The 15,324-nt window shown below is 40.8% G+C and carries 14 protein-coding genes and 1 riboswitch; of the genes, 5 read left to right on the forward strand and 9 right to left on the reverse strand.

Annotated elements, in window-relative coordinates; genetic code table 11:
• Nucleotides 1-64: 64 nt before the first annotated feature.
• The 3 genes from CU635_RS15660 to iadA form a co-directional block, all read right to left on the reverse strand.
• Complete coding sequence (locus CU635_RS15660; protein WP_101578322.1) at nucleotides 65-1,102, reverse strand: HD-GYP domain-containing protein; 1,038 nt, start codon at nucleotides 1,100-1,102, stop codon at nucleotides 65-67.
• 153 nt (nucleotides 1,103-1,255) lie between these two features.
• A complete protein-coding gene (locus CU635_RS15665) occupies nucleotides 1,256-1,444 on the reverse strand; it encodes a hypothetical protein (protein WP_101578323.1) in 189 nt (62 codons plus the stop codon).
• Nucleotides 1,445-1,564: 120 nt separating this feature from the next.
• A complete protein-coding gene (gene iadA, locus CU635_RS15670; protein ID WP_101578324.1) occupies nucleotides 1,565-2,749 on the reverse strand; it encodes a beta-aspartyl-peptidase in 1,185 nt (394 codons plus the stop codon).
• A gap of 262 nt (nucleotides 2,750-3,011) precedes the next feature.
• Here iadA and CU635_RS15675 point away from each other — a divergent pair, with 262 nt between their 5' ends.
• The gene (locus CU635_RS15675) at nucleotides 3,012-3,335 is read left to right on the forward strand and encodes an HPr family phosphocarrier protein (RefSeq protein WP_101578325.1); all 324 of its coding nucleotides are present in this window, start codon (nucleotides 3,012-3,014) and stop codon (nucleotides 3,333-3,335) included.
• Between the two features lie 180 nt (nucleotides 3,336-3,515).
• Here the strand turns inward: CU635_RS15675 and CU635_RS15680 are convergent, their stop codons facing one another.
• The 3 genes from CU635_RS15680 to thiT form a co-directional block, all read right to left on the reverse strand.
• A complete protein-coding gene (locus CU635_RS15680; RefSeq protein WP_101578326.1) occupies nucleotides 3,516-5,570 on the reverse strand; it encodes a transglycosylase domain-containing protein in 2,055 nt (684 codons plus the stop codon).
• A gap of 563 nt (nucleotides 5,571-6,133) precedes the next feature.
• Nucleotides 6,134-6,595, reverse strand: a complete 462-nt coding sequence (locus CU635_RS15690; RefSeq protein WP_101578328.1) for a helix-turn-helix transcriptional regulator — start codon at nucleotides 6,593-6,595, stop codon at nucleotides 6,134-6,136.
• A gap of 303 nt (nucleotides 6,596-6,898) precedes the next feature.
• A complete protein-coding gene (thiT, locus tag CU635_RS15695; RefSeq protein ID WP_101578329.1) occupies nucleotides 6,899-7,474 on the reverse strand; it encodes an energy-coupled thiamine transporter ThiT in 576 nt (191 codons plus the stop codon).
• Between the two features lie 111 nt (nucleotides 7,475-7,585).
• Nucleotides 7,586-7,691, reverse strand: a riboswitch (TPP riboswitch).
• A gap of 187 nt (nucleotides 7,692-7,878) precedes the next feature.
• Here thiT and CU635_RS15700 point away from each other — a divergent pair.
• From CU635_RS15700 to CU635_RS15715, 4 genes are all read left to right on the forward strand, one after another.
• Nucleotides 7,879-8,997, forward strand: coding sequence for a histidine kinase N-terminal domain-containing protein (locus CU635_RS15700; RefSeq protein ID WP_101578330.1), 1,119 nt, complete (start codon nucleotides 7,879-7,881; stop codon nucleotides 8,995-8,997).
• Nucleotides 8,998-9,206: 209 nt separating this feature from the next.
• Nucleotides 9,207-9,755, forward strand: coding sequence for a GNAT family N-acetyltransferase (locus CU635_RS15705; protein WP_101578331.1), 549 nt, complete (start codon nucleotides 9,207-9,209; stop codon nucleotides 9,753-9,755).
• A 356-nt stretch (nucleotides 9,756-10,111) separates the two neighbouring features.
• The gene (locus CU635_RS15710; protein WP_101578332.1) at nucleotides 10,112-10,522 is read left to right on the forward strand and encodes a MerR family transcriptional regulator; all 411 of its coding nucleotides are present in this window, start codon (nucleotides 10,112-10,114) and stop codon (nucleotides 10,520-10,522) included.
• Nucleotides 10,523-10,582: 60 nt separating this feature from the next.
• A complete protein-coding gene (locus CU635_RS15715; RefSeq protein ID WP_101578333.1) occupies nucleotides 10,583-11,950 on the forward strand; it encodes a hemolysin family protein in 1,368 nt (455 codons plus the stop codon).
• A gap of 35 nt (nucleotides 11,951-11,985) precedes the next feature.
• Here CU635_RS15715 and CU635_RS15720 read toward each other — a convergent pair whose 3' ends face one another.
• From CU635_RS15720 to CU635_RS15730, 3 genes are all read right to left on the reverse strand, one after another.
• Nucleotides 11,986-13,392: a sensor histidine kinase gene (locus CU635_RS15720; protein WP_101578334.1), complete on the reverse strand. Its 1,407-nt coding sequence runs from the start codon at nucleotides 13,390-13,392 to the stop codon at nucleotides 11,986-11,988.
• Complete coding sequence (locus CU635_RS15725; protein WP_101578335.1) at nucleotides 13,382-14,083, reverse strand: response regulator transcription factor; 702 nt, start codon at nucleotides 14,081-14,083, stop codon at nucleotides 13,382-13,384. Before CU635_RS15725 ends, CU635_RS15720 begins: the two co-directional genes overlap by 11 nt.
• 234 nt (nucleotides 14,084-14,317) lie before the next feature.
• Nucleotides 14,318-15,175: a YihY/virulence factor BrkB family protein gene (locus CU635_RS15730; RefSeq protein WP_101578336.1), complete on the reverse strand. Its 858-nt coding sequence runs from the start codon at nucleotides 15,173-15,175 to the stop codon at nucleotides 14,318-14,320.
• Between the last annotated feature and the right edge of the window lie 149 nt (nucleotides 15,176-15,324).

Below are 15,324 nucleotides of genomic sequence, written 5' to 3' on the forward strand. Positions count from 1 at the left end.
TTGTAAGATTATCACTGGATTCAATCAAAGTCAATCGCTATTTAACTCAGTTTTTCGCGATCTATCAAATCATTTTGTCGATAAAAATAGTCGTTTCCTTGGCAAGATCGATTTCTTTTACTTCACTGTCATCAATATGAAACGATGATTTAAAAACTTTAACGATCGGGCGCTGCGGCAATCCGCGGTTTTGCGAAACCACGACACCAGTTTCACCTGTAGTCAGCTTTACGTGGCTTCCGTTTGGATAAAAAGCGACAGACCGTAAAAAATTCCAAACGGTTTCATGGTCATAATGCAAATTCGTTAAGGCCATTATTTTCTCACATGCCTCATAAGGATAAAGCGGTTTTTCCGCTGTTACTCCATAAATCATATTGTCATAGTCATTCGTCACAGCTACAATCTTTGAAAATAGATGAATATCCCCTTCAGTCAGGCTGCGCGGATCTCCTGATCCATCAAGATGTTCGTGGTGCTGAAGCGCTACAACAGCTGAGAGTCTGCTCACTTCCGGGTTTTTTCGCAGCAGGTTAAAGCCTTTCCACGTATGGTCATTTTCCTTACTGTTGGATTCAGGCTGGTCCGGGGTGATCTTTCCAATATCGTGCAAGAGGGCGCCTACTGAAAGATCCCGTAGCTTTGATCGGTCGAGACCCATCTTTAATCCTACTAAAACAGATAACACACAAACATTAAACGAATGCAAAAAAAGCGCATTATCATTAGTGCGAATATCATTTAAATGAGCGAGTACTTCTTTTCTTATGGTGATCTCATCAATAATCGAACTTGCTACCTTGCTGACTGCTTTTAACTTAAAATCCTTCTCGCCGGTCTGGACGTATTGATATAGAGTCGAAAGTAAGGAGGCTGCTTCCCGTTTTGTTTCCTGCCCTATGACATCTTCTTCATCTATTATTATTTCCGGATTACTGCTGTCCTTAATATACAGGGCCGTAATCCCCATTTGCCTTAGTCTTGATAATAGACCAAACGTTAACAGGACATTTTCTTCAAGTAGAGCCCTGCCGTCACTTGCGAAAATAGGTTTTGCTAAGTATTCACCCTGGACGACTTGATCGATGGGCATGTATTTCATCTGTAAATCCCTCGATTCCACATGTATGTTAATATAAGTGAACTAAAATATGACCTATTATGCAAGATTAATTTTCATATTCTTTTGAAAAGGTTAGCTTGAAAATCGTGTCTTAACTAAGCCTATCAGACGTTGAGCAAGAAAATGGAGTCTCTAGTCTCCGCACCCGCTATCTCCGCCGGAAGCGCCGTCGCTGCAATCACCAGTAAAAAAGCCTCCAACACTCGTATTTGAGTGAATTCCTGAATGATAATTCCCCCGTGCTTTCCCCCGGAATGAAGATCCGCCAGTTAAACCAATAATGATAATGATCAGCACAATACCAATAAGAATTAAAGCCATTCCCATCACTCCTCGCGTCTATTTAATCTATATACGAAATTTAACGAAAAAGAGATTCATTTGTCAGAATATTTTTCACAAACAAGACAAAGAACCTCCTTTCCTCATAAAATAGACTATTTATGATAAATCCTCTTCAAATGTTCCCTTCACAGTCGGCTCACCTTTTTCAACCATGACCTGTCCCAGCGCGATGACCGTATCAATCCGGTAATCTGTCTTAGTTAAGAGCACCAAATCAGCATCCTTGCCTTCTTGAATAGTTCCTTTTTCTTTCAATTTCAAAATAGTGGCCGGGTTCTCGGTGATCACGCGAATGGCCTGGTCCAATGAAATCCCTTCATCGAGAACAGTATCCCGCACTTCCTTATATAAGGTTGACACCTTGCCGATTTTCAGGCGGGTAAACTCACCGTTTGCATTAAATTCAGGCAGGCTTGCCTGCCCGTCTGATGTGAAGGTAATTTGTGAAATATCGACACCGGCATCAAGCATTCTTTTTAGGCCTTTGCTGCATTTCACTTCCCCTTCTTCAAGAAATTTCGGAATTGAGCTTGTTGTAAAATCAACATAACCACCTTTTTTGGCATAGTTGATGCCTTCTGCAAACAGATGGGGGTTACGGTTTATATGAGTTGGGTAAAACTGCCTGATCGGAATGTCCGTTTTTTCAACGACTTCTTCAATGATGTTCAAATGATCCAGGCTGTCACCGACATGGACATTGACAATACCGGCTTTTCCCGATAAAAGCCCGCCAATTCGGGCAGCTGAAGCGATTTTCGCCATTTCGTCCACTGTCGGCTGAGAAGACCTGTGATCGGCAATTGCTATTTCACCGGCACCAATTATTTTATCAACAAGAATAATATCATCTTCGATTTTTCCTGTTAATGTTTTGACAGGCACCTGGTATGAACCCGTTTGTACATAGCAAGTAATTCCTTCTTCTTCAAGGCCGCGCGCTTTCGCAATTAAGCTCGCCATCGTTCTAGTCGTCCCATCAGTTCCAATGACCCCGATCAATGTAGTTACACCCGAAAGAGTCGCGTCGGTCAGTTGAATTTCCGGTGTTCTTGTTTTGTAGCTTCCCTCTCCGCCCCCGCCAATGATGTGAACATGTGAGTCGATAAAACCGGGAACAACGATTTTTCCTTCTGCGTCTATGACCTTGATGTCGACAAAATTGTCTGGCACTTCGATCGTATCTTCAATAAAACCAATCTTTTTATCTGCAAGCAAAATATCTTTCTTCCCTAAATAATCCGGGGCATACACTTCCCCATTTTTAATCAGTGTTAACACGGAAAATCTCCTTTCATGTTCAGATGAGAATGACAATCCTCTGTCATATTTAAAGTTAAGTAGATGGTAACAACAGTTGTCATAGAGCCTCTTCTAATCTAAACAAAATGCCCCTTTTCTATTCATAGCCGGCAGCCTGTCGGTTCTTAAGGGCTGCAACATTTCCAGCAAATGGGCCAGCCTTCAAGTTGGCGTCGATGTTTAACCTTTGTAGTGGCGGGTAAATATTCATTAAGCCAAGATAGAATAAGGAGATAAGATAATGAAAGAAATCATGTCTTCAAACGTACTTGTTCAAAATAAAGTGACGATCAGAAAAATGCTTGACATTCACCAGGCATCCAGACAATTTAAAGGTACTACCTATTTATATAGTAAGCATAAAGCAGTCGATGCCGCAAATTTATCCAAACTCGTATCCTTCTTTTTAACCGTAAAACCGCAAACAACGCTAAAAATCATTGTTGAAGGAACAGAGGTTGACAAACAAATAGCAGCATTACAGAAATTATTCAATCAGGATATTTCAGTACTACGCATGACAGAGAAGCGCTTAGCCGCTAATTCTGATTCATTTCAAATATAAGGGGGCAGCGGCATTACTATGATTCGGACAATATTAATGATTATTGGGGCTATCGTCGTTATCGGCGCCTTAGTCAGCTGGTTATTTTAAAAAAATCCCGGGTATGTTTAAATCATGCCCGGGTTATTTATATCATTTTTTTAACTGCTAATTGTCAAAACTCCATATCCTCCTGCTGGATCAATCATCATCGTGTTCGCCGCGATTTTTCCGCTTCTTCTCCCATTTCTCTGCTTCTTTTTTAAGTCTATCCTTCCATTTTCCTTTTTCTTTTTTAATGGATTCCCCGAATTCTTCCAGCTCCTTTTCAAACTTTTGCCGCCTGCTTTTTTCTTCATAGTCCGAAATATGCGGGACATTGAAGAATGCAGGTTCTGTACCTTGTAAAGCACTGCTGATGATATTCTTGAAAACGAGCGCTGCACCTTCGCTGCTCGTCGTCGTTAAATAATGACTTTCGTCGGTATGATCATACCCTACCCACACCGCACCTGCTAGCTGCGGTGTGTAGCCGACAAACCACTGGTCCTTTACCCCATTAATTCCTTCAATCGGAACTTCGGTCGACCCGGTTTTTCCGGCCAGGTCACGGCCCTCGATTTGTGCTTCTTTTCCTGTTCCGTCTTCGACTACTCCCAACAGCATCGTCGTCATTTTATCGGAAACTGCTTTTGTCGTAACTTTTGTGGTCTTTTCCTTCCATTCGCCAATCGTTTTGCCATCCGCATCAATAATTTTTGTGATCGCATGGGCTTCTGCCTTGTTACCACCATTGGCAAATGCGGAATAAGCCTCAGCCATCATTAAAGGTGAAACACCCTCCTGAAGTCCGCCAAGTGCTAACCCAAGATTCCTGTCCTCCTTCTTAAGAGGAATTCCGAAACGTTCTGCCGCATCCATACCTGATTCAATCCCCAGTTCGTTTAGTAACCAGACAGCCGGGAGATTTAAGGACTCCTTTACCGCTTCATACATCGGTACTTCGCCCAGATAGATGTCCGTATAATTGTGCGGCTCGTAATCACCAAACTTCATTTTTTCATCCTTCAACATATCTTCAGGGCTCCAGCCATTCTCAAGTGCCGGAACATAAACGGACAGTGGTTTCATCGTTGAACCAGGCTGGGCTTTTAATTCGGTTGCCCGGTTGTAGGCACGAAAAACATGGTCTCCTCTGCCTCCGACAAGTGCACGGATTCCGCCTGTTGCCGGATCAAGCAGTACCGCGCCACTTTGGGCGATTTCATCTCCGCTTCCTTCAGGAAATAAACTGTCATTTTGATACGCCGTTTCCACCGCTGATTGCATGCCGGGATCAAGCTCGGTATAAATCTCGTAGCCCCCGGTTAATAACTCATCCTGGGTTAAGCCGTATTCCTCAATTGCCTCCGCAAAAACATGGTCAACATAGTGCGGGAATTGGCCATGGAAAGGGTCTTCACCTTTATCATTAAGTAAAATCTCTTCACTGAGTGCTGTTGAATATTGTTCATTCGTGATAAACTTGTTTTCCTTCATTTGCGCAAGCACCGTGTTCCGCCTATCAACCGCCTGTTCAAAATCCTTATAAGGATTCCAGGCAGACGGCGCTTTAATAATACCGGCCAACATTGCCGACTCACTTATGGTTAACGCCTCTGGTTCTTTACCGAAATATTTGGCAGCAGCACTGTTAATTCCCCATGCTCCCTCACCAAAATAGATTTGGTTAAAATACATTTCCAGAATTTCATCCTTGGAATATTCTTGTTCAATTTTTCGCGCTAAAAACAATTCTTCTGCTTTTCTCTTGTATGTCTTCTCCGGTGAGAGCAGTGCGTTTTTCGTCAACTGCTGGGTGATCGTACTGCCGCCTTCAACAATTCCGCCTGCTGTTATATTGCGAAAAAATGCTCGCGCAATGCCGATAAGATCAATTCCGTTATGACTGTAAAAGCGTTGATCCTCAATCGCAATCACCGCATTTTTCAAGTCATCCGGAATTTTCGATATCGGGACGCCTTCATTTCTATTAGCGGAAATTTTACTTGCTATTTCGCCCCTTTGGTCATAAATCACCGTTGACTGTGCAAGTCCGGCTTCTAAAGTGCTAATATCAGCCCTGCTGGAAAACACATAGAAAAAAATTAATATTCCCAATAGGGAGACTGCCATCGCAAGAATCGCCATTTGAGTCATATGCTTTCGCTTCCAAAACTTCGACAACCGTGAAAATGTTGAGCTTAGTCTTTCCATTACGTTCACTACCTTCGTTCTTCTCTCCAATTCTTTTACTTTAAACAATTTTATTAATTTGTTTTACCCGCAAAAACAGGAAACAATTCCACAATTAACCGTGACATAATGAAAAATGCATATAAAAAGAGCTAAAATGCGGATAACTTCGCGATTCAGCTCCTTTTTTATGCAGTTTTACGCCGCTTCAGCATAATTTTGGATTTTAATTCAGGCATTTTGTCAAATAATAACAGCAACATAAAGCAGATGATTAAATACATAAATGTAAAAATATTAGGTATGCAGAGGATCCACAACCACTGGCGAACTGTAAGATCTGCGAATATTTGCAGTATAACGTTTACCTGAAGCATTTCCCTTCCGATAAAAGCCCCTTCGACAAGGATGTATAAAGCTGTATTAGAACATATGTAAACAGAAAATAATACAAAATAATTTAGCTTTTTTGATTTAAAAAACACCACTTTTGTAAGGATTGTCCACACTATTACGACAAACGGAAAAATAATAAATATCGCTCTTTCCGGAGTCATGCTCCCCTCCCCCAATCCAAAGTATGTTCAGCTGGGATCGTCTTCCTTAAGTTCAACAAAGCGTTCCCTTGCAGCTTCTTCGTCAAAGCTGCTATATATGCGATAATGATCTTCATCAAGAATGCGAAAATGCTGGCTAATAATATTTTGCTGGAGAATAAACCCGTTTGCTTTCGCCACTTCCCGCCACCACATTTTCCCGCCAAGTGTCTTTTCTTTCCGGAAGTCGATGCCTTCGCGGGCAATAGTCTCAAGAACTTCGAGCGGTTCATTTCCAAATAAAAACTTTACCGTCTCTGTTTCCCGAAAAAGAGCACAAACGGTCACAACGGTTGACCACCCTGCAAAAGCTCTTCCCTTTTCAATCTGGACGAGGGTTTTCTTGGAAACGCCAATCACTTCGGCCATTTTATCTTGCGTATACCCCGCTTCAGTTCGAATTAATCTCATCTTGTCAGAAACCTTCATCACAATTTCTTCTCTAGTCATTGCCGGTCAGTCCTTCTATAGCTTTTAGTGTAATTTTACACCAATCTTCTTAATTTTAAAATCTTTTTTTGAAAATTTATTTCTATTATTTGAGTAAATTTCACAATGTAACAAGCTAAACCGAAAAACGAATGAAGGTGTCTAAATTAACAGGAGTATGCCGTAAGAAACGAATGATACTGTCTTAATTATAAATAACCGTTCGTTTTTCAGTTAAAGAATGCTTTTATGAAATTCACTCATTTAAAAAAATAGACCAAAACGCTAAGCGAATTGGTCGATCATCATGTTAACCTGCCAACCTCATAGGTTGATCATTTTTTTCGGGGCCGCTGAGATAATTAACATGACGATTACTGCACTTAAAATAAAGCTTGGCAGCATATATGTTCCATTATAAACGAGCGAATAGAGTGCTACCGGCTGGCCCTTCGGCGCAAATTCTCCGAAAAAAACGATGCCGGCTGTAACATGGCACAGGTAGCGCAAAACGCTGCCGATAAATGTACCCGCTATTAAGTAAGTAATCCATTTCCTTCTATCATTCTGCCGCAGGCCGTTCTGAAGCTGAGCAGCAAACAAGCCGGCAAATCCAAGCGTTCCAAAAGCAATCAAGTAATCAACGATCCCTTGAACCGGAGTGTAAATTTGCGCATAGCCAAGGATAAATTGGAGCAGTCCCAACAAAAATCCGGTTAGCAGTCCTCCCTTAAGCCCCCAGCGAAAGGCCATTAAAAATACTGGTACAGCCGCAATCGACACTGATCCTCCCTGCGGCCAGATTCGCGCAAACACAAATGCAGAAACAAGATCCAGCAAATAAGCAAGTGCTGTGAATATGGCAACCTCTACTAAAAATAACGTTTTGTTCTGTGTCATTCTTCTTTCCCCCTCTAAAAGTGTTCAAGGAGTCCGAGACTTGCCTCTATAAGCTGCTATAACGCAAAAAAAGCAATCAAGGGCAGGAATCCGATGGCCCAATATTGCTTTCTATCCATCAAACCACATCCCTGCGCTAGCATTAACTAACAGGTTCATAGGGTCAGAACTCGAAGCTCACTCTCAGCTGCAACATGCAGCCCCCCTTGTGGAACTATTCAACTATATAAAGTAATTCATCTCCGAATATACTATGTTTCAGCGTGATTGGCAAGAAAGATATTATCTTTATCCTAGATTGTGAAATTTACTCGATTAACAAAAAAAGACAAAGGATTTTGGCAGCTGTCAGCGAATACATTGATAAACTGTGAGACAGGAATCAAATTAATTGGAGGATAGAAATGCTAGCCGTTACGAAAAGGAAATTAGTCGACTTCCTTGTGAAGGAAAAACATGCGCTGTTGGACGAGTGGGACAAGGTATTTTTAATTTCGGAAGATGATCCATTTAAAGTTAAAATTAAGAAAAATGGAGAAGCAATGTACGAAATCATTCTAAATATCTTTTCTGAAAATGAGGAAGATGTCGAAAATCATGTCCGCAAGCTTGCCTATATAATCGGAGCGGAACGCGTCAGAGCTAATATAAACATTGGAGACTTTGTTTACAATGTGAATATCGGGAGATCGATCATTTTAAAAAATTTAAACAAGTTAAACTTGGAGTGGCCAGATTTGCAAAAATCAATAGACAGCATCAACTACTGTTTTGATAAATTTTTATATTATGCTGTTACGTATTATTCTGATGCGAAAAACAAAATCATTGAGGAAAAATCAAATTTTATTGATAACACTCACAAGGACAGGCTCACTTTGCTGGGACAAATGACTTCAAGTTTTATCCATGAATTTCGCAATCCCCTTACATCCATTCAAGGGTTTATCCAGCTTTTAAGAGCAGACTATCCAGAAATGAAATATCTGGATATAATTGGAAATGAGTTGGAACAGCTCAATTTCAAAATTTCCCAATTTCTGCTTCTGTCCAAAAAAGAATTAATCGGCAAAGAGAAAAATATTTTTTCCTTGAATGAATTAGTTGATGAAGTGTTGATTTTTCTTTACCCAAGCATCTTGGACGCTAAAGTTAAGGTCTTAAAACAAATGGAAGACAATATCAATATAATGGGCTATAACGATGAGATACGTCAGGTGCTTATCAATATTATTTTTAATGCGATTGATGTCCTAAGCCAATATCGGAGTGATCCGGTCCTTGAGATAAAATGCAGCTTACTGAACAAAAAATTCATTAAGCTCGATGTAGCGAATAACGGTCCGATGATTCCAGAAAATCTCCTTAATACGATTTTTGAACCTTTTGTAACCACAAAGAAACTTGGAACAGGACTGGGATTATTTGTTTGCCGTGAAATTATTGAAAAACATAAAGGATCATTAACATGCCAATCTGAAGCAGAAAAAACGGTATTCAGTATGGCTCTCCCCCGTACCTGAGTGCTCTTCTGATCCTGAACAAGCACAAAAATCCACTCCTGGTACTTAACTATGAAGTGGATTCTTTTTTTTAACTCGATTTCCCATTAACGTTTATGTAAAGAGCATTCACAACAGAAACGAGAATATTCTTCACCCAAAAAGCGTATACAAATGAAAAAACTCCTTATAGTATTAAAACTAATATTTGCTCAGGGGAGGGGAATTTTATGTTCTCTTTGAAGGTTAATCAAGAAATTGAATTGCAATTGCTTCAGCTAAGGGATGCTGAAGAGCTCTACCAGCTTGTTGATTCAAATCGCCGGCATCTCAGGCAGTGGCTTCCCTGGGTCGACAGTATGAATTCTCCCCTTCAATATCATTCGATCATTCCAATGTGGTTAAAGCAGTTTGCCGATAACAATGGGTTTAACTTGGGAATCCGCTACAATAAAATTCTCGTTGGATCATTAGGCTTTCACCACATTGACTGGCACAACGAGCAAACAAGCATCGGCTATTACCTGGCAGAGCAGGCCCAGGGCCGCGGAATTATGACAAAATCCGTTCAAGCCTTGCTTAATTACGCCTTCTATGACCTTGGATTAAATCGCATTGAAATCCGCTGCGGGACAAGAAATATAGCAAGCCGCTCAATTCCTGTCAGGCTTGGCTTTACAGAAGAAGGATTGATCCGCGATGGAGAAAAACTGAATGGTTTTTTCCATGATTTAATTGTTTATGGCTTGCTTGCAAGGGAATGGCGCAACCTATCATGATCTTCATTTTAAGCATGAATGTTAAAGGTGAATGGTAGTCCAAGATATTCAAGGTACAATAGTTATAATAGGATAAATATATTCCCGAACCATATTCATAACTGTGCTTTGATGGCCATAAAGTATCAATATAACAAATTAGTGAAACTGGAACGTTTGACTGTATGGTTGAAAATCTTTATAATTATTTATAATTATTGGTAAATGTTATCGACAATCAGGCGAGTGCTAATTGTGCTGTATTAAAGTCAGTTTTTCCCGGCGGGATGGAGAGCGGTCTACGGCCCTTCCTCGTTTGTCCGGTACTGCAGCCTTGGTACGGTCGATACAAACGATTGAGGTGATTTGATGGGGCATTGTACCGAATTGGTGAATTAGCAAGCATTTCAAATGTTTCTAAAAGAACGATAGATTACTACACCGGTCTTGGCCTGCTACAGGCCCAGCGGTCCGATTGCAATTACAGAATTTATTCAGAAGAAGCTTTCAACGATTTAAAATTTATTGAGGAATGCAAAAAAATGCATCTTCCTCTTGAAGAGATTAAAAGAAAACTAGAAATCAAAAAATCAAAAGATATTCGTGAATCAGAAGTTGAGAAGCATATAGATGGTGTGACCAGCCAGATGAAACAGCTTCATAATGAATTATCAACTATCCTGCCTCTTATTGAAAAACTGGAAGGCCAGCAGAAAAAAGAGCTGTCTAACAAGCTTTCTATTGAAAGCACGGCTTTGATGCAATCCCTTTTGATTTTAACGAGTTGATCTTTAGGTTATTGGGAGGTGACTCCTTACTCGTGTGTTTGGCGAGCTAAGGGAAACTATTTGGACATATTAAACTTGGTTTTAATAGCCATTTTAATTGCTTTAACGGCTTTTTTTGTCGCATCGGAATTTGCGATCATTAGAATTAGAGGTTCCCGGCTTGACCAGTTGGTTGAGGAAGGCAACAAAAATGCGATTGCCGCCAAACGAGTGACAACGAATCTTGATGAATATTTATCGGCCTGCCAGCTTGGAATTACGATTACCGCTTTAGGCTTGGGCTGGCTCGGTGAACCGACGATTGTACGGATGCTTCATCCGCTCTTTGAACGGTTTGATATTCCAAGCTCATTGTCACACGTTCTTTCGTTCGGAATAGCTTTTGCATCCATTACCTTTCTTCATGTTGTGGTAGGTGAACTGGCTCCAAAAACATTGGCCATCCAAAAAGCAGAATTTGTAACTTTAGCCATGGCAAAGCCGCTTATCGGCTTTTACAAAGTCATGTACCCGTTCATTTGGATCCTAAATGGTTCTGCCCGGATGATTACAAAAATGTTTGGCCTGAAGCCTGCATCAGAGCATGAGCTGGCCCATTCAGAAGAAGAACTTCGCATGATCCTGTCCGAAAGCTATGAAAGTGGTGAAATTAACCAGTCAGAGTTTAAGTATGTAAATAAGATTTTTGAGTTCGATAACCGGATAGCCAAAGAAATCATGGTACCCAGAACCGAAATGGTGTCACTTTCAAAAGCAGATACGCTGGAAACGTTTATTCAGGTTGTCCAGGAAGAACAATTCACCCGTTATCCCATTATCGACGGGGATAAGGACCACATTATTGGACTCGTAAATATTAAAGAAGTGATGACCGAATTGATTGGAAATGAACAACTCATAACGAAAACCCTTGAAGAACATGTTCGCCCAATCATCAGGGTAATTGACACAATCCCCATCCATAACCTGCTCCTTAAGATGCAAAAAGAGCGAATTCACATGGCAGTGTTAATGGACGAATACGGGGGAACCTCCGGGCTTGTAACAGTTGAAGATATCCTCGAAGAAATTGTTGGTGAAATTCGCGATGAATTCGATACCGACGAAATCGCAATGATTCGAAAAGTAAAAGAAGATCATTATATTATTGACGCAAAAGTACTTGTCAGTGAGGTAAACGATATGCTTGGACTTGAAATCGACGATGAAGATATCGATACGATTGGCGGCTGGGTATTAACTGAAAATTATGAAGCAAAAGAGGGAGATATTGTTTCCGTCCATTCCTATCATTTCAGAATACTTGAAATGGAAGAGCACCAACTTAAGTATCTTGAAGTGACAAAGGTACAAAAGGCTGAACAGACGGTCGAAACGATCTCACTGCCACAATCAGAGGAAGTACTCTCAAAGGTTTATGGAAACTAATTTAACCCCCGTTTTGCGGGGGTTTTTCTATATGGTCATTCATTTGGAAATACAATCGTAAACTTGGTTCCTTTCTGCTTTTCGCTCACGACGTTAATATTCCCGTCGTGAAGCTGGACAAGCTTCTTGACGATCGACAAGCCGAGCCCAAATTCACCGAACATGCTGCTTGTCCGCGATAAATCGGCTTTATAAAAACGGTCCCAAATTGACTCAATTTCCTTTGTATCAATGCCGATTCCGGTATCTTCTATTTCGATAACCGTTTCTTTACCCGTTTTCCTTGCCTTTAAGGTAATGTTTCCGCCAGTTGTAAATTGGATGCTATTTTTAACAATATTAATCAGGATTTGGGTAATGCGGTCATAATCGGCGTAAACAGTGTCATGTTCATTAGCATCAATGATAATCTTATTTCCCTTTTCCCTTGCAAGCACGAAAAGCTGTTCTTCAATTAACTCAAACATATCATGCAGATGAATCGATACTTTGTTGAGCTTAATTTGGTTGGAGCGGATTTTTTCATAATCAAGGTTTTCATTCACAAGCCTGATAAGCCGTTTTGCTTCCCTATCGATTAAATCGAGGCCCCTGTCTTTCTCATTCTCGGGAATCAAGTCGTTTTTAAAGCCTTCCACCAGGCCGCTGATTGTCGTTAACGGGGTTTTCAACTCATGCGAGACATCGGCAATAAATTTTCGCCGTCTGTTTTCAAGCCTGTCTATCTCATCATTGGATTCCTTTAAACGCGAAGCCATTCGATTAAAGTCTGTCGCTAAATCATCAATCTCATCCAAGTTTATGTTTGGGATATTCACATTATAATCCCCGGACGAAATCATCGAAGTCGCTTTCCTCAACTGCGTTATTCTCTTAATTAAATTTTTTGATAAAATCCAGCTTAACAAAATCGTTGCCGCTAACGAAATAAAAATTGTGTAAAACAAATACTGGTTTAATTGGCTGATCGTATTAACTGCACCGCTGATTGGGGCAAGCAGCATGATGCCGCCCGCTAATTCCCCGCCGAGAATGTGCGGAAGCGCAACGAGAGTAACCTCTTGCTCAAACCGCTTCAAATCATGCCTTACCGAAACTTTGTTTCCTTTTTCAATTTGCGCCCATTCCTCATCTGTCAGCTGAATCAATGGCTGCCGCTGAATTTCCGGAAACAATACCCTGCCTTCGCTGTCAAAAAGGAAAAAGCGGATATTTCTCGCATTAAGCATTTGGCTGTAATAAAGCAAATATCTCTCATCACCATCCAGCCCTGAAGATACGTCACTCAATACTTGTTCACCGTATGCATTTAATTCCTCTACTTTATTTTCAAAAATATAGTTTTCGACGAATTGTGAAAACAGCAGGCTCAATATTAAAAAGGCAAGAATAAGAATGCCGATATGGCTGATCAGAAGCTGGTAAAAGTACTTAATTTTCATCAGATGTCACCGATTCATCAAACTTGTAGCCAATCCCCCACACAGTATGGATGAATGGCTGTGATGGTTTGCCGATTTTCTTTCTGAGTCTTTTAATGTGAACATCGACAGTCCGTTCGTCTCCGTAAAATTCGTAACCCCAGACCCGGTCTAAAAGCTGCTCGCGTGAAAAAACCTGGCGGGGATTTTTCACAAAATAATAAAGCAGATCAAATTCCTTCGGAGTTAAGCTTGTCAACGGCTCCCCATTGTAATATGCTTCCCTTGACTCTTTGCTAATCTTGAAAAACTGAGAGGTGATAAAGTGATGATCAGGGCTTTTCGCATTTTCAGTTTGGAAACGGCGCGTGACAGCTTTAATCCTTGCCATCAAAGTAAGCGGGCTAAAGGGCTTTGTCACATAATCATCTGCTCCCATTTCAAGCCCGAGCACCTGGTCCGATTCACTGTCCTTCGCGGTAAGCATTATGATTGGAACTGAGCTAAGCTCCCTTATTTTTCTGCATAGCGTCACACCATCCATGCCCGGCAGCATCCAATCGACGATAATTAAATCCCAGTTCTCTTTATTAAACACATCGAATCCTTCATGCCCATTATTAATGAATGTCCCTTTATAACCTTCTTTCATAAAAAACATTTCAAGCATGGAACAAACACTTTCATTATCTTCAACGACAAGAATATTCATGCTCCATCCCCCCTGGTTCCTTACTATATCTATATTAGGCTTTTAAGTTTACGATCTGTTCATTAAGCAAAACGAATAATAATAATAGAAAACCTATACTATTCAATTATATACCACGTATATGAGCGGTCAAATTTGCGACATAATGAAAAATCAAACAATAAAACAGCTGTACAAAAATCGTACAGCCGTTAACTCCGTACTACTATAGATTTGTATTAATTTACTGCTTCGTTACACGGTAAGGGCTTCATCTTCTTCTTTACTCACTGATGATGAATGGGATCGATGATAAATCGCATTGATTTCGCCGCCGAGCACGAGGGCGAGGCCTGTCAGGAATAGCCACAGCATCAGAATGATCACGCCGCCAAGGCTCCCATAGGTAGCTGAGTAGTTAGCGAAATGGTTCAAGTAAAATGAAAAACCGAGCGAGATCAGCTGCCAAACAACCGTAGCAAAAATGGCACCAGGCAAGACATGCTTAAACGGATAATGTTTATTCGGTGCAACCTTGTATAAAACGGCAAGGATTACGATCATAACCGAAATGGCGATAACCCATCTTAACACCCTAAATAATATTTCGATTTGCTCAGGGATATTCAAATATGAATTTAAAAAATCGATAATTACATCGCCAAATACAGGCAGCATTAACGCAATAATTAAGGTAAGGATCAGGCCGAATGTTAACCCGATTGAGACAAGCCTTGCCTTAATAAACGATCTCGTCTCTTCCACGTCAAAGGCAGTATTCATGGCGCGAATAAACGCCCGCATCCCATTGGAGGCCGACCAAATAGTCCCGACAATCCCGAACGTTAATAAACCCCCATTTGGTTTGCTAATGATTTCGACGATATTTTCTTGGAAAACATTCGCTGTTTCTCCGGGCATTACAGTCTGCATAAAGCCGATCGCCTCCTCTGGATCGATAGACAAATAAGGAAGGAGTGACAGCAGCAATATGATCATCGGAAAAATTGACAGCATGTAATAATAGGCCTGTTCTGCCGCCAAACCCGTAACCCTGTCATCCTTTATTTCTTTTCCGAGTTTCTTAACAAAGGGCATAAGTTTATCCTTCATGTCCACCTCTCCTGACTGCTATTTGCATCGTTTCTCTCTCTTTTCCCGCTCGTCAAGGAATTTAACCGTCCTCTGTTCTTAAAAAGTGTAGAGTAGAAAACAGGAATTAGATATTGTCTTCTTGTCCTCGGGTTTCAGGGTGTTCCACC

The organism is Bacillus canaveralius (assembly GCF_002860125.1).
Lineage (GTDB): Bacteria > Bacillota > Bacilli > Bacillales > Cytobacillaceae > Bacillus_BJ > Bacillus_BJ canaveralius.

Coding starts and splice junctions, on each gene's coding strand:
- CU635_RS15660 (WP_101578322.1), bottom strand. CDS start 1,102: ATGAAATACATGCCCATCGATCAAGTCGTCCAGGGTGAATACTTAGCA.
- CU635_RS15665 (WP_101578323.1), bottom strand. CDS start 1,444: ATGGCTTTAATTCTTATTGGTATTGTGCTGATCATTATCATTATTGGT.
- CU635_RS15675 (WP_101578325.1), top strand. CDS start 3,012: ATGAAAGAAATCATGTCTTCAAACGTACTTGTTCAAAATAAAGTGACG.
- CU635_RS15680 (WP_101578326.1), bottom strand. CDS start 5,570: ATGGAAAGACTAAGCTCAACATTTTCACGGTTGTCGAAGTTTTGGAAG.
- CU635_RS15690 (WP_101578328.1), bottom strand. CDS start 6,595: ATGACTAGAGAAGAAATTGTGATGAAGGTTTCTGACAAGATGAGATTA.
- thiT (WP_101578329.1), bottom strand. CDS start 7,474: ATGACACAGAACAAAACGTTATTTTTAGTAGAGGTTGCCATATTCACA.
- CU635_RS15700 (WP_101578330.1), top strand. CDS start 7,879: ATGCTAGCCGTTACGAAAAGGAAATTAGTCGACTTCCTTGTGAAGGAA.
- CU635_RS15705 (WP_101578331.1), top strand. CDS start 9,207: ATGTTCTCTTTGAAGGTTAATCAAGAAATTGAATTGCAATTGCTTCAG.
- CU635_RS15720 (WP_101578334.1), bottom strand. CDS start 13,392: ATGAAAATTAAGTACTTTTACCAGCTTCTGATCAGCCATATCGGCATT.
- CU635_RS15725 (WP_101578335.1), bottom strand. CDS start 14,083: ATGAATATTCTTGTCGTTGAAGATAATGAAAGTGTTTGTTCCATGCTT.
- CU635_RS15730 (WP_101578336.1), bottom strand. CDS start 15,175: ATGAAGGATAAACTTATGCCCTTTGTTAAGAAACTCGGAAAAGAAATA.